Origin of the sequence: Embleya sp. NPDC059213 (assembly GCF_042754445.1) — a bacterium.
GTDB lineage: Bacteria > Actinomycetota > Actinomycetes > Streptomycetales > Streptomycetaceae > Embleya.
This window is the reverse complement of record NZ_JBHZAV010000023.1, coordinates 14,034-35,527: the sequence shown is the minus strand read 5'-3', so window position 1 is coordinate 35,527 and position 21,494 is coordinate 14,034. Positions and strand designations below refer to the sequence as shown.

Sequence of the window (21,494 nt, the reverse complement as noted above, 5' to 3'; positions counted from 1 at the left end):
GATGCGCGTGATGGCCCAGATCGCGATGGTGATGAACCTCGACAAGTGCATCGGCTGCCATACCTGTTCGGTCACCTGCAAACAGACCTGGACCAACCGCGGCGGCGTCGAGTACGTGTGGTTCAACAACGTCGAGACCCGCCCCGGCCAGGGCTACCCGCGCCGGTGGCAGGACCAGAAGGCGTGGCAGGGCGGCTGGCGGCTCAACCGGCGCGGCCGGCTGCAACTCGTCTCCGGCGGACGGCTGCACCGACTGTCCCGGATCTTCGCCAACCCCAGGCTGCCGACCATCGCGGACTACTACGAGCCGTGGACCTACGACTACCGCAACCTCACCGATGCCCCGCTCGGCGACGACATCCCGGTGGCCCGCCCCCGCTCGCTGCTCAGCGGCAAGCCGATGGAGATCACCTGGAGTTCCAACTGGGACGACAACCTGGGCGGCACCGCCGAACTCGGCCACCTGGACCCGATGGTGGTCAAGACCCGGGAGAAGGTCGCCGACAAGGTGCGCTTCGAGTTCGAGCAGACCTTCATGTTCTATCTGCCCCGGATCTGCGAACACTGCCTCAACCCCTCGTGTGTGTCCGCGTGTCCCTCGGGCGCGATGTACAAACGCGCCGAGGACGGCATCGTGCTGGTCGACCAGGACGACTGCCGCGGCTGGCGCATGTGTGTCACGGCCTGCCCGTACAAGAAGGTCTACTTCAACCACAAGACCGGCAAGGCCGAGAAGTGCACGATGTGTTACCCGCGGATCGAGGTGGGTCTGCCGACGGTGTGCTCGGAGACGTGCGTGGGCCGGTTGCGCTACCTCGGCGTGCTGCTCTACGACGCGGACGCCGTGCTCGCGGCCGCCTCCGTCGCGGACGAAAAGGACCTGTACCGGGCCCAGTTGGGTGTCTTCCTGGACCCCGCGGAACAGGCCGTGCGGCGGGCGGCCGAGGAGGCCGGCATCAGCCACGAGTGGATCGAGGCGGCCCGCCGCTCGCCGGTGCACGCGCTGATCGCCAAGTATCGGGTCGCGCTGCCCCTGCACCCGGAGTTCCGCACCATGCCGATGGTCTGGTACATCCCACCGCTGTCCCCGGTGGTCGACGCGCTGACCTCGACCGGCTTCGACGGCGAGGAGGCCGGCAACCTGTTCGGTGCGATCGACACCCTGCGGGTCCCGCTCGAATACCTCGCCGAACTGTTCACCGCCGGCGACACCGCACCGGTACGCGCCGCGCTGGAGCGACTCGCGGCCATGCGCTCCTACATGCGGGCGATCAACCTCGACGAGGAACCGGACGAGGCGGTGGCCGCCCTGGCCGGCCTGACCGGGACGCAGATCCGGGAGCTGTACCGGCTGTTGGCGATCGCCAAGTACGACGAGCGGTACGTGATTCCCAGCGCGGCGATCGGCGACGCGCGACGGCTGGAGGAATCCGCGCTGCCCGAGGGATGCAGCCTGGACTTCGAGGGCGGGCCGGGCATGGGCGGCTCCGGCCCGTTCGGCGAGGCGTCCGGCGCCCCGGTGCCGGTGAGCGTGGAGAATTTCCACGCCCTGCGCGACCGGGGCACCGCCGACCGACCCGCCGACACCTCCGGCCGCGGCGGGCGCGTCAACCTGCTCAACTGGGACGGCAACGGGCGGCCGGCGGGGCTGTTTCCCGAACGCGACCGGGCGGACGGCGACCCGGGGGGCCGCGAGCCGGGGGACGGCGCGCGATGAGGGCGCTCGGCGACCGCATTCGAACTCGGGGCCAGGCCCGGGTCGAGGCCCGGATTCGGGCCCGAACCGACGACCTGCACACCACGGCGGTGATCCGTCAGGCCGCCGCGTTGTGTCTGCACTATCCCGACGAGGGCTTTCACGCCCGGGTACCGCTGCTGCGGGCCGCGTTGGCCCGGGTTCCGGGTCCGGCGGCCGACCGGCTGACGGCCTTTCTGGACGACGTGTGCGCTCGGCCGCCGGCCGAGTTGGCCGCGCACTACGTGACCGTCTTCGACCTGCGCAACCGGCGCAGCCTGTACCTGAGTTGGTGGCGCGAGGGGGACACCCGGCGGCGCGGTGCGGCGCTGGTGAACTTCAAGCAGGTCTATCGCGAGCACGGTCTGGAGTTCATCGGCTCGGAACTTCCGGATTTCCTGCCCGCGGTGCTGGAGTTCGCCGCCACCGGCGGTCCCTCGGCCGCCGCGGCGGGCACCGCGCTGCTGTGCGAACACCGGCCCGGCATCGAGTTGTTGCGCTTCGCCCTGCTCGACGCGGACACGCCGTACGCGGGCGTGCTCGAAGCGGTGTGTGCGACGCTGCCCGGCGCCTCGCCCGGGGACCGCGCCCAGGCCCGCGCCCTGGCCCGAACCGGACCGCCGCGCGAGGACGTGGGACTGGACAGCTATCGAGCCCCGGGAGTCGGCCGATGAACACCATGTTGTGGGCGGTACTGCCGTATCTGGCCCTGGTGGTCCTGGTCGGCGGGACCGTCTGGCGCCATCGCTACGACAAGTTCGGCTGGACCACCCGCTCGTCCCAGCTCTACGAGTCGCGCCTGCTGCGGATCGGCAGTCCGCTGTTCCACTACGGCCTGCTGTTCGTGGTCGCCGGTCACGTGGTGGGTCTGTTGATCCCGCAGTCGTGGACGGACGCGGTCGGCATCGGCGAACACACCTATCACGTCGCGGCCACCGCGCTGGGCCTGGCCGCCGCCCTGGCGACCATCGCCGGCATCGCGCTGCTGATCCGGCGCCGGCGCAGCACCGGGCCGGTCTTCCTGGCCACCACCCGCAACGACAAGCTGATGTACCTCTTCCTGGCCGGCACCATCCTCGCGGGCACCGCCGCCACCGTGTGGAACACGGTGGGCCCGCACGAACACAACTACCGCGAGACGATCGCCCCGTGGTTCCGCAGCCTGTCCTACCTTCGGCCGAAAACCGAGTCGATGGCCGCGGCACCGACCACCTACCAGGTCCACGTCGTGCTGGCGATGGTGTTGTTCGCGCTCTTCCCGTTCACCCGCCTCGTGCACGCCTTCAGCGCGCCGGTGGGCTACCTCTTCCGCCCCTACGTCGTCTACCGCACCCGCGACCCCCGGCCGGCGGGCACGTCCCGCCCGCGCCGCGGCTGGGAGCGGGTGGACCAGTGACGACCGGGCCCCGGCCGGTCGGGGTGGGCCATCGGCGGCGGGATCAGAACGAGCCGCCGGCGTCCCCGCCCCAGCCGCCTCCGGCGTCTCCGCCCCATCCACCGAAGCCGCCGCCGGCGTCGTTGCCGAACCCGCCGAAGCCGCCGTCGCCCATTTCCGACGCGCCCGCGTCGGCAGGGTAGCCCATGTTCATCGATGCGCCGAGCGTGGTCCCCGGCAGCAGGCCCGGCAACAACATGCCGCCGTACCAACCGGCGGCCCACGGACCGTAGGCGGGACCGGCCTCCCAGTAGGGGCGACGACCGCCGGGGCCCGGCACCTCGCGAATCTCCGGATCGAGACCGTCGTCCAGGCGCGCCGCGTCGGCGGCGCAGACCGGTACGTCGCGTTCGGCGCCGTCGGCCGGGGCCCAGCGCACGTCCCGCACCGAGGGCCCGTGCCGCGGGTCGAAGAAGCACGGCGGTCGGCGCTGCGGGAGCGGGGCACCCTCGCGTCGGGCCGCCAGGGCCGCGAGGGCGAATCGTCCGTCGTCCAGGGCCTCGCCGACCGCACGCACGTCCCCCGCTTCGCGGGCCGTCGCCAGCGCCGACTTCGCCCGCTCGTAGGCGTCCAGGGCGCTCGTCCAGTCCGCCCGCATCGCGTCGTCGGAGTCGGCCGCGCCCGGATCGAAGGCGGCCCGCTCCAGGGTCTCGCCGTAGGCGGTGATGTCCTCGTCGACCACGGGCCGCACCTGCTCCAGTTCCCGCCGCGCCCGCTCCGCCCGACGGGCGTTCGCCCGCCTGCGCACCAGCAGGATCGTGCCGGCCCCGGCGGCGATCACCACCGCGACCACCGCGAGGCCCGACCACGCCGAGGCACGCCCCTCGCGTGCGGGCGCCGAGCCCTGCCCCGCTTCGGCCACGGCTGCGTCGACGAAGGCGGTGAACAGACCCGGCCCGTCGCCCTGGTGCGCGGCCTGCGCGTCGCTCTTGAGCGTGGCGAGCCGCGCCCGGGACAGGACCGACGCGTCGGCCGCGGCGTCGAAGGTACGGCCCACGGCGATCGCGTACACACCCGGTCGCCCCACCTGCTCACGCAGACCCGACAACACCGCCGCCCGCGAACCGGCCGCCGCGAGCGGCGAATCGGCCGGCACCGCGACCACGAACACCGGCTTCCCGGAGGCCCGAATCCTGGCCCGCAACGCGTCGGCGGTGTCACCGGGCAGCACCTGCGCGGCCGCCGGAACGGTGTACACGGGGTCACTCCGCAGCGCGTCCGCGATCGCCCCGATCCCGCCGCCCGACGCCGCCTGCGCCGACACCGGCGCCGACAGGACCGTCAGCAGGGCAGCCAGGAGCGTCGCCACGACGCCGCCCGCCGCCCACCCCGACCGGCGCCTGCGACGACATACACCTTTTGCCATGATTTAAGGCTACTGCCGTCGGCCGAGGCACCCGGAAGCCCCGAGGCCGCCCCGTGTCACCCCCGGGCGCGGAGCGTGCCCACGGGAAGGTCCAGGAGGCGCTCGGCCGTGGTGATGGTCATGTCGCGCAGGGCGGGGTGGTCGAACGGCACGTCGTCGTTGGTGTAGGCACCCAGGCCGTCGATGTTGACGAGGATGTGCAGGGCCACGCCGAGTGGGTCCTCGGTGGTGAACTCGCCCCGGCGTACCCCCTCGTCGATCAGGGTGGCGAGGGCGTCGCGGGTGAGTTCCTCCTGGGCCCGGACGGCCGCCCGCAGGCCGGTCTTGAACCGACTGACGTGGCGTGCGTTGAGCCAGAGGCGGCTGAGGTCGGCATAGTCGCCGTCGGTCAGGCGGGTGAGGAAGCGGGCGAGTCGGTCGATCGGGGCGAGCCCGGCCTCCTCGCCCGGCAGCAGCGACACACGCTCCTTGGTCGCGGCGTGCGTGAACGACTCGCTCACCAGGTCGTCGGCGGCCGGGAAGTAGTGGCCGATGAGCCCGGGGCGCACGCCCAGCTCGTCGGCGACGCGACGCAGGGTGATGCGTTCGAGTCCCTCTTCGAGAGCGATGCGCGCGGCGATCCGCACGATCTCGGCGCGCCGCTCCTCGGGAGGCTTGCGAATCCGCGTCGGCGGGGGGCTTGACGTCATATCGACCACCCTATTGGATGTGTGGCCAATACCCCATTGGCCACGCGACCAATAGCAGTGGCTGCCAGAGGTGTGCCCCCCGAGAGGTCTCGACGTATGAACCACGCACTCCCAGCGCCGCCGCCCGACGCATCCGCCACCGATCAGGTCGGCCGCCCCGAGACCCGAGGCATCGCTCAGGTCCCCGAGGCCGAGCGCCACGGGCGACCGCGCGAACTCTTCGCCGTCTGGGCCGCCCCGAACGTCAGCTACCTGAGCTTCGTCGTCGGCGCGACGCTGATCCTGATGGGGCTCTCGCTGCCCCAGGCCATCGGCGTCACGCTGGTCGCCAACCTGCTGTGGATCTGTACGGGCGTGCTCGCGGTGAGCGGCCCGGCGGCCGGTACCAGCGGATCGGTCGTCTCGCGCGCCGTATACGGCGTAGTGGGCAACCGGGTCGTCCTGGTCCTCACCGGATGGCTGATCGCCTCCGCGTATCTGGCCCTGAACTGGTCGGCCGCGTCCGTCGCCGGCATCGGCCTCGCCAAGCGAGTCGGCCTCCCCGACAACTCGACCGTCGAGGCGGTGATCGTCTGCACGATCGCCGCCGGCACCCTGCTCATCGCGATCTTCGGCCACGCCACGATCGTGCGCCTGTACGCCGCTCTCAGCGCGTTCCTCACCGTCGTCTTCGTCGTGGTGACCGGCTACGTCCTGGCCCACACCGACTGGTCCTACACCCCCGCCGAACCGCTGCACGGCGTCGCCCTGTTCGGCACCCTCACCGCGGCCTTCACCATCGTGGCCTCCACGCCCCTGTCCTACAGCAACAGCCCGGACCTGGCCCGCTACCTCCCGCGCGATGCCAACCCCGTCGCCATCGCCGGCTGGACCGCCCTGGGCGCGTACCTGCCCAGCGTCGTCTTCACGAGCGTCGGCGCCCTCGCCGCCACCGCCCTGGACATGAGCGACCCCCAGCGCGCGCTGGAGAGCATCCTCCCGGGCTGGTTCATCCCCCTGTTCGTCATCGCCGTCGTCGCCAACACCATGGCCAACAACGGCATGACCGCGTACAGCGCCGGCCTGGCCATCCAGTCCGTCGGCGTGCGCCTGGCCCGGGTCCCGGCCGTCCTGATCATCGGCGTCCTGGGCACCACCATGACGCTCTTCGCGACCCTGGTCTTCGACTTCCTCACCAGCGTCAACACGATGCTCGAACTCGTGGTGGTGGTCACCGGTCCGGCCATGGCGGTGGCCGTGACCGACCTGCTGCTGCGCCGCAACCGCTACGACGGCGCCGCCCTGCTCGCCGAACGACGCGACGGCCCGTTCTGGTACACCGGCGGCGTGCACCCCGCCGGCGTCCTGGCCATCGTCGGCGGCGGCCTCATCGCCGCGACGAGCGTGACCACGACCTTCTGGACCGGCCCCCTCGCCGCCGCCGCAGGCGATCTCGACCTGGCCATTCCGGGCGGGATGCTCGGCGCCGCGGCCATCTACCGGGGCGTGGCCCGCGCCCAGGGATCGATCCCGCGCGGATGAACCGCACCCCGGGCAACCGGGCCGGCTCCGCAGCCGACCGAACCGCGAACACCCCGACCAAGAAAGGGAACCGACCCGTGCACGCCGACGTCATTGTGCTCGCCCGACACGTCGAACACCTCCGCACCGACGCCGATCCGAAGGCGGACGCCGACCCGGACCCGCGCGCGAACGCCGTGGCGATCCGGGCCGGCCGCATCCTCGCCGTCGGCGACACCGGCACCGTCGCCGCACTGCGCGGCCCCGCCACCGTCGTGCACGAGTTCCCGAACGCCACCATCCTGCCCGGCCTGGTCGACGTGCACGCCCACCCCGTGTGGGGATCCATCTCGATCGGCGGCGGTGTCGACCTGTCCGGCGCCCACACCCTCGACCGGGTCTGCGAACTCCTCGCCGCGGCCGTCGCCATGCAACCGCACGACGCGTGGATCACCGGATACGACCTCGACGTCAACGCCTTCCCCGGCGAGCCGAACGGCGCGGTGCTCGGGGAACGCCTCCCCGGCCGCGCCGTCTCGCTGATGACCCGCGACGCGCACGCGCTCGTGGTGAGCCCGCGCGTCGTGGAACTCGTCGGCCTCACCGGCCACGAGACGTTCACCGACGCCTCCTCGATCGAGGTCGGCCCCGACGGCCGCCCCACCGGATACGTGGTCGAACTCCAGGCGATGGACCTGGTGTTCGCGCACTACCCCGACGTGCCCGTGGACACCGCCGCCGAGTACGTCGGCCGCGAGCTCGAACGCCTGGCCCGGGGCGGCCTCACCGGCCTGCACGCCCTGGACTTCGCCGACCCCTCGGAAGCCGTCTATCGACACCTGGAAGAACACGGCGACCTGCCGGTACGCATCCGCTGCTCCCCCTTGGTGGCCGCCGACTCCGGCCCGGACGCCTGGCAACATGTGGTCGGGCTGCAGGGCCTGCACGGCCGGCGCTGGCATGTCGAGGGGGTGAAGTTCATGCTCGACGGAACCGCGGACAACGGCACGGCCTGGTTCGAACACCCGGACACCCACGGCGAGAACTGCGAACCGCTGTGGCGCGACGTGGACGCCTACCGGGCCGCGATGCGGTTCTTCGTCGAGCACGGCATCCCCACCGCCACCCACGCGATCGGCGACCGGGCGGTGCGCTTCGCGCTGGACGTCATCGAGGAGATCGGACCGGTCCCCCGAGCCCCGCACCGCATCGAACACGTCGAGTCCATCCCCGACGACCTGCTCGGCCGGTTCGCCGAACTCGACGTGGTGGCAAGCCTGCAACCCGCGCACGGCACCCGACACACCCGCGGCGACGGCACCGACAACTGGTCGCGGCGGATCGGCCCGAACCGCGCCGCGCACGGCTGGCGCACCCGCGACCTGGTGGACCACCGCGCCGTCGTGGCACTGGGCTCCGACTGGCCGATCGGCCCGGGCGACCCGCGGGTGGGCCTGGCCGACTGCCAACTGCGCCGCCCGGTCGAGGAACCGGAGACCAGGCCCGTACAGCCGGAGCAGGCGCTCACCGCTCGTGAGGCGTACACCGGCATGACGCTCGCCGCCGCCCACGCCGGCGGCGCTCGCGATCGACTCGGCCGGATCGCCCCGGGTTACCTCGCCGACCTCACCGTGCTGGCCGCGAACCCGCTCGACCTCACTCCCGAGGCCCAGGCCGACAATCCCGTACTCGCCACCGTCGTCGACGGCGACGTACTCCTGCACACCGACCTCGCCGAGGAGCGCCCGTGACCGTCGCAGCCGACCCCCGCCCCGGACCGCGCCCGCATGTCACCGTCGCCGACACCGACCCGCGCAACCGCGGTATCGCCCGCGGGCAGGCCCTGCGCGCGGGCATCCACGGCGCGATCGAGATCTACGACCGGCTGTTCGCCCTCGGCGGCATCGGTGCCACCCGGGTGCGCGACGACGCCGAGCGTGCCCTCGACGCGATCGACGCATTCCGCCCCGGCGTTCGCGCCGAGATCGAGGGCGTCGCGCACGGCGCACACGTGCCGCCGTGGCGCGTCGCGGCCCTGAACGCACGCACCGAGATCCTCGCCCGCAGCACGACGGTGCCCCCGGGCGAATGCACCACGCTGGTGCGCCGGTTGGGCTCCGCCGACTCCCCCGCCGCCCGCACCTTCGGCATCCAGACCTGGGACTGGCACGTCGAACTCGCCGACCACTGGCACACGTTCGCCTCGCGCGGCGGCAGGCACCACGTGGTCGGCCTGACCGAACACGGCATCCTCGCCAAGATCGGCATCAACAGCGCCGGCCTGGCCCTGCACTTCAACATCCTCGGGCACGTCCGCGACGGCGTCGGCGGCATCCCCATGCACGTACTCGCGGCGATCGTCCTCGAAGAGGCCGCCGACGTCGCCGAGGCACGCGAGATCGTCCGCAGCGCGCCGATCGCCTCCTCGGGATCGTTCGCGCTCTTCGACCCGGACCGGGCGGTGCTCCTGGACCTGAGTCCCGCCGGCGTCTTCCCGATCGAACCGGACGACGGCGTGCTGTTGCGCACCAACCACTTCCTCACCCCGATCCCCGCGGCGAACGAGAAGACCTGGCTCTACCAACCCGACTCGATCGAACGCCACGACTTCGTCCGCGCCCGGCTCACCCGGCGGGGTGCGCCGAACACGCCCGACGAACTGGTGGGCCACCTGATCACCGGTGCCGGCGAACCGCCCGTGACCTGCGTCCCCGACCCGGACATGCCGCTCGGCCAACGCTGGGCCACGCTGGCCACCGTCGTCCTCGAACCCGCCGGCCGCACCGCGCGCGTCCTCGACGGCACACCCGCCGACGCCGCTTCCCGGACCTGGCGCACGCTCACGGCGTGACGTCCCCTCGCCCGGGGCGCCCGCGGGCGTCCCGGGTCAGCGGGGGCGCATGCGGGCGGCGAGCATCGCGATGTCGTCCTCGCCCGTCTGGGGAGCCAAGCCGAGCAGGACCGCGTCGAGGAGGTCCTCCAGAGCGCCGGCCGTGGGTGGGCGCAGGGCCGCGAGACCGGCGAGCGAATCGTCGATGTCCCGGTCCCGGCGCTCGACCAGGCCATCGGTGTACAGCAGCAGGGTCTCGTCGGGCAGCAGCGCACGGGTGGCCTGTTCGTAGCCGCCGACACCGGTGCCCAGGGGCGGGCCGGTGGGGATCTCGACGAGTTCGACGGGCCGGCCGGCGGCGATCAGCGCCGGGGGCAGGTGGCCGGCGCTGGAGAACGTCCAGCGCCGGCGCCCGGGGTCGGCCAGCGCGAGCAGGCACGTGGCGGGGCGGGCCGACTTCTTCTCGTCGATCAGTGCGTCGAGTCGGCGCAGGATCCGGTGCGGGGGCAGGTCCATCGCCGCGACCTGGCGCAGCGTGGAGCGGTAGTTGCTCATGTCGACGGCGGCCTCGATGCCGTGTCCCATCACGTCGCCCATCACCAGGAGGGTGCGGCCGAAGGACAGCCGTACCACCTCGTACCAGTCGCCGCCGACCACCGAGGTGCTTCCGGACGGCAGATAGCAAAAGGCCACGTCGAGGTTGGGGTGGGGTGCACCGGGTTCGGTCAGGAGTGCCCGCTGCAGCTCCACCGCGATGCCCTGGGCCTGCGTGTAGCGGCGCGCGTTGTCGATGGCGACCGCGGCGCGGGCGGCCAGGTCCTGCACGAGGCGGATCACCTCGGCGGTGAAGTCGTGGGCGGAATCCGGGGCTCGGGCGAGCAGCAGGACGCCGACGATGCGGCCGTGCGCCATCAGCGGGACGGCGAGGGTGGTGTCGATGCCGGCGGCGCGCAGCGCGGTCGCGGTATCGGCAGGGTCGTTCGACGCGGGGCCGGCGGGCCCGGGCGTCGTCACCGGCACGCGGGTGTGCAGGCTTTGTCCGACCGCGGACTCCGCCCCGTGTCGTACGGACGCGCCCGGCGGGGCGAGCGAGGGGAGCCGGGTACGCAGGCCCGGGACGCAGGCCAGGGCGGCTCGACGCAGCCGTGCCCGGCCGGGCGGGAGCACGTCGGCGGGCCCGGCGGCATCGGGCGGGACGAGGTCGACGATGGCCAGGTCGGCCATCGCGGATACCACGAACTCGGCCAGTTCGGCGCAGGTGGTGTCGATGTCCAGGGTGCTGCCGATCCGCGTCGTGGCGGCGTCCAACAGGGCCAGACGGCGGTGGGCCGGGTCGGCTTCGGTCACGGCGGCGACGATACCGGTGGCACGGCCTCGGATGTCGACTAGCCATCGACATAAGCGGACAAAATGGGGCATGCGACCCATCGTATGCCGACCCGTTCCGGCCGATCGGCCACCGCCGATCCAGCGGGCCCGGTCGACACACCCGGCCCGATGAAGGCGGCGGCAGGGCATCGCGCCCCTGGCAACGGCAACGGTCGGCTCGGACCGGGAAGATCGTGGCGCGCCGGGGCCGAACCTCTGCGTCGGCGCCACGGTGACGCTCCCGGTCGGAGCCGAGGCACCGCACCACCGTTGCCTCACGCCCCTTCCCGGCGCACCGCGCGAACTACCGCCCGGAGCTGCCGCCTTCACCGATCGCGAGGGCGAACTCGCACACGCCGAGCGCCCTTTCACTCCCCCGCCGCCCCACGACTCACCCACGGGCGGCGGTGTCGGTGGCCGCGCTCAGGTCGTGGCGCGACGGGCCTGCCGCACCTCGTGGTGGACCGCCCAGGCGTCGCCGAGCGGGCCGAGGTGGCCGAGTTTGTCGGGGTTGCTCACCCCGCGGATGGTCCGGATCCGCCCGTCGACCACCTCGACGACCATCGTCTGCAGGATCCCGCCGTCCCGGTCCCGGATGATCACGCCCGGTTCGCCGTTGAGCTCCGCCGGCTCGAACCGTACGTCGACCCGAAGCAACCACGGACCGAACAGCCCCAGCAGCCGGGCCACCTTCTCCGCCCCCACCACGATCCTGGCCAGTTGCGGGGCCTTGCCGCCGCCGTCCCCGACCAGTTGCACATCCGCGGCCAGCAGATTCTGCAGCCCGCCCACGTCGCCGTCCTTCAGCGCGTCGAAGAACCGCGTCGCCAGCTCCCGCCGTTCCCCGCGGTCCGCCTCGAACCGCGGCCGCCCGGCCTGCATGTGCCGCCGGGCCCGCACCAACAGTTGCCGACAGGCCGCCTCGGAACGCCCCACCGCCGCGGCGACGTCCTCGAACCCGAAGGCGAAGACCTCCCGCAGGACGAACACCGCCCGCTCCAGCGGACTGAGCCGTTCCAGCAACACCAACGCCGCCATCGACACCGAGTCGGCCAGCTCCAGCGAGCGCGCCGGGTCCTGGTACGGATCGTTCAGCAGCGGCTCGGGAAACCACGGGCCGACGTACTCCTCCCGCCGCACCCGCGCGGAGCGCAACACGTCGATCGAGATCCGGGTCACCACCGCCGACAGGAAGGCCTTGGTCGACGTGGGCCGGGTCGCCGAACCGTCGAAGCGCAGCCAGGTCTCCTGCACCGCGTCCTCGGCCTCACCCACGCTGCCCAGGATCCGGTAGGCGATCGAGAACAGCAGCGGACGCAGTTCCTCGAAGTCCTCGACCTTGCTCACGCCGACTCCTCTTCTTCCCCACCGCCGTGCGACCCGTCGTACCTGCCGACGCGGGCGGTTTCCATGATCGACCGCGCCGTCGGCAGGTCACGGTAGCGCCCCCGGCCCGGGGCCGAGGCATCACTCCCGGCCCCGGGACTCGTGCTCCGCCCCGCGCTTTCAGTGCATCTGTCCGGGCTGATAGTCGCCGGCCGGCTGCCGGGTGATGATGTTCATCCGGTTCGCCAGGTTCATGAACGAGATCAGCAACACCAGCGCGACGAGCTGCTCCTCGTCGTAGTGCTTGGCGGCGCTCGCCCACACGTCGTCGCCGACACCGCCGGCCGCGTCCGCGACCCGGGTCCCCTCCTCGGCCAGCTCCAGTGCGGCCCGCTCGGCCTCGGTGAACACCGTCGCCTCCCGCCACGCCGCCACCAGGTTCAGCCGCAGCGCGGTTTCCCCGGCCGCGGCGGCGTCCTTGGTGTGCATGTCGATGCAGACGGCGCAGCCGTTGATCTGGCTCACCCGCAGCGACACCAACTCCAGTGTCGCGGCCGGCAGCGCCGAGTCCTTCATCGCCTTGCCCGCCGTCATCAGGTGCTTGAAGACCTTGCTGTCGGTCGCCCCGGCGAAGAAGTTCAGTCGCGCGTCCATGGTGTGCTCCCTCGTGGTCGTTCGCTGCCTACACACCCTTGAGACGAGGCGACCCGTTCCCCTGTGACACGGCCGAATGTGACCTGCGTCTCCCACCGACGGCGCACCCGCGGTCGGCGTGTTCACCCGTCTCCCCGGTGGGGATGCGGGCGGGGACGGGTCGGGCCATCATGAAGACCGCCCGAGGAGAAGGCGGCATATATCCATGATTGTTGCGGAAAACCTCACCAAGAAATACGGCACGAAGACGGCTGTGGACGACATCAGCTTCGAGGTTCACCCCGGACGGGTCACCGGGTTCCTCGGCCCCAACGGTGCGGGAAAGTCCACCACCATGCGGATGATCCTGGGCCTGGACCGGCCCACCGCCGGCCGGGTGACGGTGGACGGTCGGGCCTACCGGCACCTGGTCGCGCCGATGCTGGAGGTCGGGGCGCTGATCGACGCCAAGGCCCTGCACGGCGGCCGAACCGCCCGGGACCACCTGGTGGTCCTGGCCAAGTCGAATGGCATTCCGCTGTCCCGCGTGAACGAGGTGCTGGACACGGTCGGCCTCGCCTCCGTCGCCCGGAAACGCTCCGGCGGCTTTTCCCTGGGCATGGGTCAGCGCCTGGGCATCGCCGGCGCGCTGCTCGGCGACCCCCGGGTGCTGCTCTTCGACGAGCCCGTGAACGGGCTCGACCCCGAGGGGATCCTGTGGATCCGGAACCTGATGAAGCGCCTGGCGAGCGAGGGCCGCACGGTCTTCGTCTCCTCGCACCTGATGAACGAGATGGCCGTCACCGCCGACCATCTCCTGGTCATCGGGCGCGGCCGGATCCTGGCCGACACGGGCGTGGCGCAGTTCATCACGGAGAACTCGATCAGCCACGTGAAGGTGCGCTCGCCGCAGGCGGACCGGCTCGCCGAGCTCGCGAGGGCCGCGGGCTGGGAGGTGACCCGGGACCCGGCGGGTGCGCTGCTGGTCCAGGACGTGAGCACCGACCAGGTCGGTGACCTGGCCGGGCACAACGGGCTGTTCCTGCACGAGTTGGCGAAGGTCGAGGCTTCGCTGGAGGAGGCGTTCATGCGGCTCACCGCCGACAGCGTCGAGTACCACACCGGCGGCGCGCCCCGGGAGGCCGACCCGGCCGTCCCGGGTTGGGGTCCGCCGACCACCGCCGACCGGATCGGATGAGGCTGCCATGACGACGACCGTGCCCACCGCGCCCACCGCGGCCAAGCACCCACCGCGGCTGACCTTCGGCCGGATCCTGGACTCCGAGTGGGCCAAGATCACGACCGTGCGCTCGACCCTGTGGACGCTGCTCGCCCTGTTCGCGGTGAGCGTCCTGATCAGTTGGGGCATCGCCGCCCTGGCGGCGGGCGAGGTGGCCAAGGACGTGGCCGCGGGAAAGAAGAACGACGCCCCCGATCTGCTCACCGTGGGCGTCGCGTTCGGCCAGATCGCCGCGCTGGTGCTCGGGGTGATGTCGATGACGGCCGAGTACTCGACCGGCATGATCCGCACCAGTCTGACCGCGGTGCCCTGGCGCGCCTCGATGCTCGCCGCCAAGGCGTTGGTCCTGGCCCTGGTCCTGTTCGTGGTCGGGGCGGTCACCGGGTTCTGCTGCTACTTCCTGGCCAACCTGATGCTGGAGGCCAAGGACATCGGGGTCGACATCGGCGATCCCGGCGTGGTTCGGGCGCTGATCGGCACGGGTCTGTATCTGGCCGTGCTGGGCCTGTTCGGGATGGCGCTGGGCGTGCTGCTGCGGCATACCGCCGGCGCGATCACCCTGGGCATCGCGCTGATCTTCGTGGTCGGCGGCGTGGTGGGCCTGATCCCCGGCAAGACCGGCGACTGGATCGCCAAGCTGATGCCCGCCAACGCCGGCAGTCAGGTGATGTCTGTCCGGGCCGGGGACAAGATGTTGCAACCGTGGCCGGGCTTCGCGGTCTTCGTGGCCGAGACCCTGCTCCTGCTGCTCCTGGGCACGCTGTTGTTGGAGAAGCGCGACGCGTGATCGCCGCGACCGCGACCGGCCCGCCGACCGCGCGTTCCGCTCAGGACACGTCGGCCAGGAAGCCGGTCACGGTCGCGACGTACTGTTCGGGGTGCGTCGAGTGCGGGACGTGCCCGGCTCCGGTGAGCGTGGCCACCCGCGCGTGGGCGATCGCGTCGGCGAGCCTGTCGATGATCCCGGGGAACCACGGCGGACTCGCGGTGCCGTGACTCAGCAGCACCGGGGCGGTGAGGTCGGAGATCGCGGCGAGGTCGATCGAGGCCCAGCGCGGATCGTTCTGCTCGTCCAGGAACGTGGCGGCGTTGCCGATGAAGGTCTCGCGTACCGGATCGGGCAACCGTTCCCACATCCCGGGTCCGAGCGCGACCTCCTCGACGAACCGGTACGCCGCGCCTCGGTCGTCGCCCGCGCGCAGGCTCTCCGCCACCGCGTCGATCCGACCCTGCGTCTCGCGGATCAGCGGTGCGAGTTGCGGATCGCCCGCCACGATGTCGAGCAGCGGCGGCTCGTGCGCGACGAGACTGCGGAACAACTCGGGCCGGCGGGCGGCCGACCCCAGCGCCGTGGAGGCGCCGAAGGAGTTCCCGACCACGTGCGCGGGCGCCGGGTCGAGCCACTCCAGCAGCGCCGCCAGGTCGTCCTCGTCCTGGACGCGCGAGCCCGGACCGGCCGGGCCGGTGCTGCGGCCGTGGCCCCGGCGGTCGTAGGTCACCACACGGTAGGACTCGGCCAGCGCGGGAACGACCGGGCGCCACCCGTCGTGGTCGGTCCAGGAGCCGTGCACCAGCACGAGCGGCACACCGTCGCCCTCGACTTCGTAGTACAGGTCGGCGCCATTCACCCGGGCGTGCGGCATGCCGATTCTCCTCGCTCGATGCACCGATTTCACGTACCACCATCGACGAACCTTTGGCGGGGACACGGCATTCCCGTGCACCGACACCTTCCGCCGGGTTGCCCGCCTCCGTCGACGGGGTCGAGCGGGACCGGTGGCCCGGCCCGGCGCCGGCCGGCTCCGGCGGAGGTGGCGAGCCCGGGAGTCACACCACCCGGGTGGCTCGTAGCAGGCGCCATACCGCTGCCGGCCGGACCCGGTCCTGGAAGGCCAGGTACTCGGGTTCGCTCACGTGTGGGGCCCACTTGAGCTTGAACGCCTCCTGCGTGCGCGCCGGGTAGAGCCCACGCTTGGTCCCCTGTCGGATCGCCCACCCGAGCAGCGCGGACGCACCGGGCACCTCGTGCTCGTCGGCCAGCCCGACGAACGGCGCCAGGCCGAGATGCAGCCAGCCCGCGCCCTCCTCGGTGAAGCGGTTCAACGCCGTGAGGGTGATCAGTTCGTGGGTGCCGACGGGGGCCTGCGGGCGGCGGCGGGACAGGTCGCACAACCACCCGGGGCGACTGCCCCAGGCCGGCGCGTAGGTGATGTAGGCGACGATCTCGTCGCGGTGTCGGGCCAGGAACGTGCGGCGCAGCGGCCCGCCGATGCCGCCGTGTTCGCCGACCATGAAGGACAGTTGCCGTACCAGGCGCCCCTTGTCCCGGAGCCACTCGCGGTCGATCTGCTCCAGGGTGCGTCGATCGGGCAGCGCCTCGGCGCCCACCTCCGTGACGGTGACGCCCTCGCGTCGGGCCCGGGAGACGTTCTGCCGGACCTTGGCGAGGGGTTTGCCGCGCAGTGTGAAACGGGACAGGTCGACGCCGTAGGAGACCCCGAGCTGGTTGACCGCGAAGCCGCGATCGGCGTAGAGCGCGATGTCGTGCGACCGAAGCTGGACCGCCGTCAGTGCCTTGCGTCGGCCGGGGCCGCTGCCGAGCATGTGCAGGTACTCGTCCAGCAGGGCGCCTCGTTGCCCGGGCGCCGCGAAGGGGCCGCCGAACTGGATGTGCTGCCGCCGTCCCGGCAGATGGGCGACCAGGCCCGGGACGCCGCTCCCGTAGTAGTGCCGCGTCCGGGTGTTGACCGCCAGGAAGGCGCTCGGATGGTCGGCGTGGGCACGCAGCACCTCGATCGGGTTCCGCTCGCTCGACTCCGCCGCGGCGGCCCGCCTCGCCTCCTCCGGGCGACCGTCGGTCCGGGGTCGATGCTCGCCGATCGCGCCGCCCTGCTCCGGCAGCACACCGCTGCGGCCGTCGCTGTCCGTACCGTTTTCCCGGCGCCGGTCGATCCGGACGGAAGACGGCTCTTCTGTGCCGAAGGTCATGGCTTTCCTAAGCTGAGGCGGTCATTTCGCAAGGACAAACGAGCCGTTCGGACGTGCTGACACGCCCTCGCTCCGAAATCGCCGGGAGTTTCACTCGATTCGGAGTTCGTCGAGGTCGCACCGGTCACGGCGGATCGTGGTGGGTGGCCGAGGACGGGGCGATCGGGCGAACACGCGTCGAGCCGGACGCCGGTGGGCGGGATCCCTGGGGAATCCCGCCCACCGCCGTCGATCGTGCCCGGGTACCGCTACGGGCGATTCTCGACCGTGATCGCGTCGCCGTCCGAGTGCACCACGAGTTGGTGCCGGGTGTCCGGACGGTCGGACAACCAGGCGACCCGGTTCGCCACGTCCACCACGACCCGGGCCGGGTGTTCGCCGTGGGCTCGGGCCACGTGCTCACGCATCGCGACCTCCTCCGCGTGCAGCCGGGCCGGGGCCCCGGCCGGCAGGCCGTAGACGTAGGCCAGCCCGCCGGTCGGCCAGTCGGCCTGTTCCAGGACGGCCCGGTCCAGCCGGCTGGCCTCGCCGACCACCTGGGACAGGCTCATCTTCGGTGCGGCTCGGCGCTCCAGGAGGAACGCCCGCCGATCCGCGCCGGATTGCAGTTCCAGCACGCTCGGTGGCGAGACCATGCTGACGTTGCGGAACGCGGCACACAGCCGGTCCCCCGCCAGGACCTGGAAGTCGACGAACAACAGATCGCCCTCGGCTCCGGCCGGACGCGCCTCCACCCGCAGTTGCCCCTCGGTGGGGAACGGGGCGAAGAGGTCCATCCGGACCAGGCCGTGTGGATAGGGCACCACGTTGGGCCCGACCTGGGGGTAGGGCAGCCAGAACACCCGGTCGGCGATGATGTGCGTCGCCGCGTCGAGCAACCCCGGATGGGTGAAGGTACCGGGCACGGAGCCCCGTCGCGCGTCCAGGATTCCGACCGCGCCGGCGCTGCCGTAGCCGACCTCGGTGAGGTAGCGGAAGGCCGGGCCGTGCGGCAGGCGGTTGGTCAGGTACGGCAGTTCGGCCTGCCGGGCGTCCGTGAGCGGCGGCAACGGAGCGGGCGTGTCGGGTCGGTCGAACGTGATCGTCGCCTCGGCGACGAGTTCGAACCGGGACAACGCCTCGTTCCGGGCCGGCCGCCACATCAGCAGGCTGACGTGCACGTCCCGACCACGATCGGGCAACGGCTCGACCCGGGTGAGCAGTTTGGTCGGACTGACCACCGGGATCCAGCGCTGGAGGCGCAACTCCCGCAGTCCGGTGGCCTGTAGACCGGTGTAGGTACTGGCCGCCCGGAACAGGTGGTCCACAGTGCACATCATCGGCAACACCGGCAACGTCCAGGTGGGACAGTGGTCCAGCACCCACGGATCGCCGTCCGGGCTGACCACGAACTCGTGCTCGGCCGGGCCGGGTTGCGGCGTCGGGATCGGCGCGACGACCTCGGTGACCGGTGCGGCCGGTGCCGCCGGCAGGATCGGGCCGCCCGGCCCGCCTTGCCCGACCTGCGGGCTCGGCACCGGCGCGGTGTCGGCCGGACCCGCCGGCTCCGCCACGAGCGTGTGCGTCTCGGCCCGCTGCGGCTGTTGGAACAGGCCGGCGACGTCGAGCAACGCCCGGGTCGCCTGCCGCTGCACCTCCAGGAACAGCAGGTGGTTCTCATGCCGGGTGTTCAGGAACTGTAGGTGCGATCTGCCCACGACTCGCTGGTGGGCGCTGAGCGCGGTCGGTACGAGGGTGTCCTCGACCGGTACCGGCACGTCGATCGGGGCCGGCGCCGCCACCGGAGCCGGAGCCGGAGCCGGGACCGGCACCCGGGTCGCCACCGGCGCGGGCACCGCGATCTCGGCCGCCGGCACCGCGCGGGCCGCGGGCAGCGCCACGAGTTCCCGCGTCGGTCGCGCGTCCTGGAGCCGAAGCACCGTCCGGAGATCGAAGAAGGCGATGCTGGACAACCGCCGCGCGGGCGTCTGTCCGGCGGCCCGGCGGCCCAGGGTCGCCGAGCCCGTCGCGGCCGGAGCCGTATCCCCCGCGGTCAACAGGAGTTCGGCCGCCGACGCCCCGAGCGGGGAGACGGTCACCTTCGCCGTGGCCAACTCCGGCCGCGGCAGTGCCCGGGCGCCCACGACCGGCACGCTGCGGTGGTACAGCGCCACGGTCGCACACGCGACGCCGAGCAGGCCGGCGGCGCAGTGCGGGCGACCGAACAGACCGGCCGGATCCAGTTCGGCCGGCGCGTTCGACGACGACGGTTCGAGGTCGCCGACCACCAGGTCGACGGCGGTCGGCGCCGGGCCGGCGGCCCGGTCCTCGGCCTGCGGGTCGATCAGGGCGAGGATGGGATCGCCGTCCCGGCGGGCGTGGTCGAGGCGCTTCAGCGCCAGCACCACGGCCGCGTTGCCCTCGGCTCCGGGGAGTCCGAGGTCGCGTACCACCGCTCGGTGCACCACGGTGGAGGCGAGGTCGACCGCGCCCACCAGCGCCGCGTCGCTCGCCCCGCTGCCGATCGCGTCGACCGCCAGGTCGAGCGCGCGGATGCCGGAAGCCTCCTCCGCACAGACCGCGACGCTGGCGTCGGTCAGCCGCAGTTGCGCACTGATCCGGTTGGCGGCGATGTTGCCCAGGCCCCCGAGGGACCACGGCGGGCAGTTCAACGGGTCGGCGACGCGGTCCTCGGAGGACGCCTCCGCCGCCGCCGACCGGCGGGCCTCCAGCGTGGTGCGGTTGTGCCAGACGGAGAACTCGGCGTGCACGGTCGCGCTGCCGACGCCGACGAGCACCATGGTGCGCTCGTCGGGCAGTGTCACCGCGCGGGCGGCATCGCGGGCGGCCTCCAGGACCAACAGGTGTTCGCCGGAGGTCTGCAGCATGTCGTTGGGCGGCATCCGCAGGCCGTCCACCCGCAGTTCGACCGTACGCGGTGGCCGCAACCTGGGCTCACCGCCCAGCAGGGCCTCGACGAAGTCGCCGGTGGTGTCGCCGTCGCCGACGCGGGCGCCGAGGCCGACGATCGCCACCTGGTGCCGCCGCCGTCCGGCGGGGCCGGGCACGGCCACGCCGGGGAAGGAGGTGGCCGCCCGGTCGGCGGTGTTCCAGGCGTCCACGACCAGGTGTGCGTTGACCCCGCCGAAGCCGAAGCCGCTGACCGCGGCGCGCCGCAGCCCCCGCCACTCCTCCGGCCGGGCCAGCGGCCGCAGCGGTGTGCCGCGCATCGCCTCGTTGGCCTCGTCGGCACCCACCGTCGGCGGCAGCGTGCCGTGCTCCATCGCGCCCAGCACCTTGAGCAGGGCGGCGCCGGACGCGGCGGTGAGCGGATGGCCCAGGTTGCCCTTGACCGAACCGATCGGCAGATCCGTGCGTTCGCCGAAGATCCGGGCCGCGCAGCCCAGTTCCACGGTGTCCCCGACGGCGGTGCCGGTGGCGTGGCATTCCAGCAGGGACACCGTCTTGGGGTCGATCCCCGCGGCCTGGTAGGCCAGGCTCATCGCGCGTTGTTGCTGACCTCCGTCCGGGACGAGCATGCCGCCCCGGCCGCCGTCGTTGGTGGCGCCGATGCCGCGGATCACGCCCAGTACGGGCACGTCCGCGCTCAACGCGTCCTCCAACCGCATCAGCGCGACCATCGCGGTCCCCTCGGCGGGGACCAGGCCGTCGGCCTCCCGGTGGAAGGGCCGCGAGCGGGCGCTGGGGCTCAATGCCCCCAGCCGGCCCATGCCGTGGCTGATGATCTCGGGCGCGCCGCCGTTGAGCGCCCCGGCGACCATCAGGTCCGCCTGCCGGAAATGCAGCTTCCGGCAGGCGAGTTCGATCGCGTACAACACCGAGGCGCAGGCCGCTTCCAGGACCACCGCGCCCGCGCCCAGGGCGAAGGCGCGGGCCACGAGTTGTGCCGGGAGCCCGAAGCAGAACCGGCTCATCGGGATCGGCGCGTGCCGGCCGTGCCGGGGCCAACCGGCCCCGACCTCGGCAGGCTGGGAGCGCAGCCAGACGTCCTCGGCGTAGGCGACCATCGACGTGGTCGGACAGGAGATGTTGCCCAGCACCAGGCCGGTGCGTCGGTGCAGGCCGAGCCGATCGACCTCGGCGAGCGCCTGCCGGGTCGCGTGCACGACCCAGCGCACGGTCGGGTCGAGGCCGTTGAGCTGCTCGGCGTCGATGGCCAGGCCGGACGGGTCGAAGCGCTCCTCGAACCCGGTGACGTGGCCGAATACGGTGCTCGCGGGGTCGGCCCCGCTCCACTGCGGCCCGGCGGTCGGGCGGTCGATGGAGAACGGGGTCAGCCGGACCGCGCCGGAGACCACGGTGTCCCACAGTTCGGCGGGATTGTGTGCCCCGGGCAGGACGCAGCCGCGTCCCACGATGGCGATGGCGGGGAAGTCCATGCCCC

General features: G+C 72.5%; 16 protein-coding genes. 8 read left to right on the top strand and 8 right to left on the bottom strand.

The genetic code is table 11. From position 1 onward, the window contains the following. Position 1 precedes the first annotated feature (1 nt). Genes narH through narI form a run of 3 tightly spaced genes read left to right on the top strand, consistent with a single transcriptional unit; the run spans position 2 to position 3,131 of the window. Positions 2–1,717 carry a nitrate reductase subunit beta gene (gene narH, locus ACFXMF_RS12005; protein WP_379989384.1) on the top strand — a complete coding sequence of 572 codons (1,716 nt, stop codon included), beginning with the start codon at positions 2–4 and terminating at the stop codon, positions 1,715–1,717. Further along, positions 1,714–2,409 carry a nitrate reductase molybdenum cofactor assembly chaperone gene (narJ, locus tag ACFXMF_RS12000; protein WP_360316567.1) on the top strand — a complete coding sequence of 232 codons (696 nt, stop codon included), beginning with the start codon at positions 1,714–1,716 and terminating at the stop codon, positions 2,407–2,409. Before narH ends, narJ begins: the two co-directional genes overlap by 4 nt. Then, positions 2,406–3,131, top strand: coding sequence for a respiratory nitrate reductase subunit gamma (narI, locus tag ACFXMF_RS11995; protein WP_360316565.1), 726 nt, complete (start codon positions 2,406–2,408; stop codon positions 3,129–3,131). Before narJ ends, narI begins: the two co-directional genes overlap by 4 nt. A gap of 43 nt (positions 3,132–3,174) precedes the next feature. On the opposite strand, the gene ACFXMF_RS11990 is transcribed toward narI, so the two are convergent. Next, positions 3,175–4,536 (bottom strand): hypothetical protein, encoded by a 1,362-nt coding sequence (locus tag ACFXMF_RS11990; protein ID WP_379989383.1) that lies wholly within the window; start codon positions 4,534–4,536, stop codon positions 3,175–3,177. 56 nt (positions 4,537–4,592) lie between these two features. Further along, positions 4,593–5,225, bottom strand: a complete 633-nt coding sequence (locus ACFXMF_RS11985) for a TetR/AcrR family transcriptional regulator (RefSeq protein WP_379989381.1) — start codon at positions 5,223–5,225, stop codon at positions 4,593–4,595. 96 nt (positions 5,226–5,321) lie between these two features. Between ACFXMF_RS11985 and ACFXMF_RS11980 the strand changes: the two genes are divergently transcribed. From ACFXMF_RS11980 to ACFXMF_RS11970, 3 genes are read left to right on the top strand one after another with little or no spacing between them, the layout of a single operon-like run. Then, positions 5,322–6,746 carry a cytosine permease gene (locus ACFXMF_RS11980; RefSeq protein WP_360316559.1) on the top strand — a complete coding sequence of 475 codons (1,425 nt, stop codon included), beginning with the start codon at positions 5,322–5,324 and terminating at the stop codon, positions 6,744–6,746. Further along, positions 6,743–8,476, top strand: coding sequence for an amidohydrolase (locus ACFXMF_RS11975; RefSeq protein WP_379989380.1), 1,734 nt, complete (start codon positions 6,743–6,745; stop codon positions 8,474–8,476). The genes ACFXMF_RS11980 and ACFXMF_RS11975 overlap by 4 nt, the downstream gene beginning before the upstream one ends. Next, positions 8,473–9,576, top strand: a complete 1,104-nt coding sequence (locus ACFXMF_RS11970) for a C45 family autoproteolytic acyltransferase/hydolase (protein WP_379989379.1) — start codon at positions 8,473–8,475, stop codon at positions 9,574–9,576. Before ACFXMF_RS11975 ends, ACFXMF_RS11970 begins: the two co-directional genes overlap by 4 nt. A gap of 36 nt (positions 9,577–9,612) precedes the next feature. Here ACFXMF_RS11970 and ACFXMF_RS11965 read toward each other — a convergent pair whose 3' ends face one another. The 3 genes from ACFXMF_RS11965 to ACFXMF_RS11955 form a co-directional block, all read right to left on the bottom strand. After that, a complete protein-coding gene (locus tag ACFXMF_RS11965; protein ID WP_360316553.1) occupies positions 9,613–10,902 on the bottom strand; it encodes a GAF domain-containing SpoIIE family protein phosphatase in 1,290 nt (429 codons plus the stop codon). Between the two features lie 444 nt (positions 10,903–11,346). Further along, the gene (locus tag ACFXMF_RS11960) at positions 11,347–12,270 is read right to left on the bottom strand and encodes an RNA polymerase sigma-70 factor (RefSeq protein WP_360316551.1); all 924 of its coding nucleotides are present in this window, start codon (positions 12,268–12,270) and stop codon (positions 11,347–11,349) included. A 159-nt stretch (positions 12,271–12,429) separates the two neighbouring features. After that, positions 12,430–12,903 (bottom strand): carboxymuconolactone decarboxylase family protein, encoded by a 474-nt coding sequence (locus ACFXMF_RS11955; protein WP_360316548.1) that lies wholly within the window; start codon positions 12,901–12,903, stop codon positions 12,430–12,432. A 205-nt stretch (positions 12,904–13,108) separates the two neighbouring features. On the opposite strand from ACFXMF_RS11955, the gene ACFXMF_RS11950 reads away from it, so the two are divergent. Together ACFXMF_RS11950 and ACFXMF_RS11945 are read left to right on the top strand one after the other, a co-directional pair. Continuing rightward, positions 13,109–14,080, top strand: a complete 972-nt coding sequence (locus ACFXMF_RS11950; protein WP_360316546.1) for an ATP-binding cassette domain-containing protein — start codon at positions 13,109–13,111, stop codon at positions 14,078–14,080. A 7-nt stretch (positions 14,081–14,087) separates the two neighbouring features. Further along, positions 14,088–14,909: an ABC transporter permease subunit gene (locus ACFXMF_RS11945; protein ID WP_379989378.1), complete on the top strand. Its 822-nt coding sequence runs from the start codon at positions 14,088–14,090 to the stop codon at positions 14,907–14,909. Between the two features lie 40 nt (positions 14,910–14,949). Here ACFXMF_RS11945 and ACFXMF_RS11940 read toward each other — a convergent pair whose 3' ends face one another. The 3 genes from ACFXMF_RS11940 to ACFXMF_RS11930 all read right to left on the bottom strand — a co-directional run bounded on the left by ACFXMF_RS11940 (position 14,950) and on the right by ACFXMF_RS11930 (position 21,489). Continuing rightward, positions 14,950–15,765, bottom strand: a complete 816-nt coding sequence (locus tag ACFXMF_RS11940; protein ID WP_360316540.1) for an alpha/beta hydrolase — start codon at positions 15,763–15,765, stop codon at positions 14,950–14,952. Positions 15,766–15,949: 184 nt separating this feature from the next. Continuing rightward, positions 15,950–17,110 (bottom strand): phosphatidylglycerol lysyltransferase domain-containing protein, encoded by a 1,161-nt coding sequence (locus ACFXMF_RS11935; RefSeq protein WP_379989376.1) that lies wholly within the window; start codon positions 17,108–17,110, stop codon positions 15,950–15,952. Between the two features lie 248 nt (positions 17,111–17,358). Next, the gene (locus ACFXMF_RS11930) at positions 17,359–21,489 is read right to left on the bottom strand and encodes a beta-ketoacyl synthase N-terminal-like domain-containing protein (RefSeq protein ID WP_379990780.1); all 4,131 of its coding nucleotides are present in this window, start codon (positions 21,487–21,489) and stop codon (positions 17,359–17,361) included. Positions 21,490–21,494 lie beyond the last annotated feature (5 nt).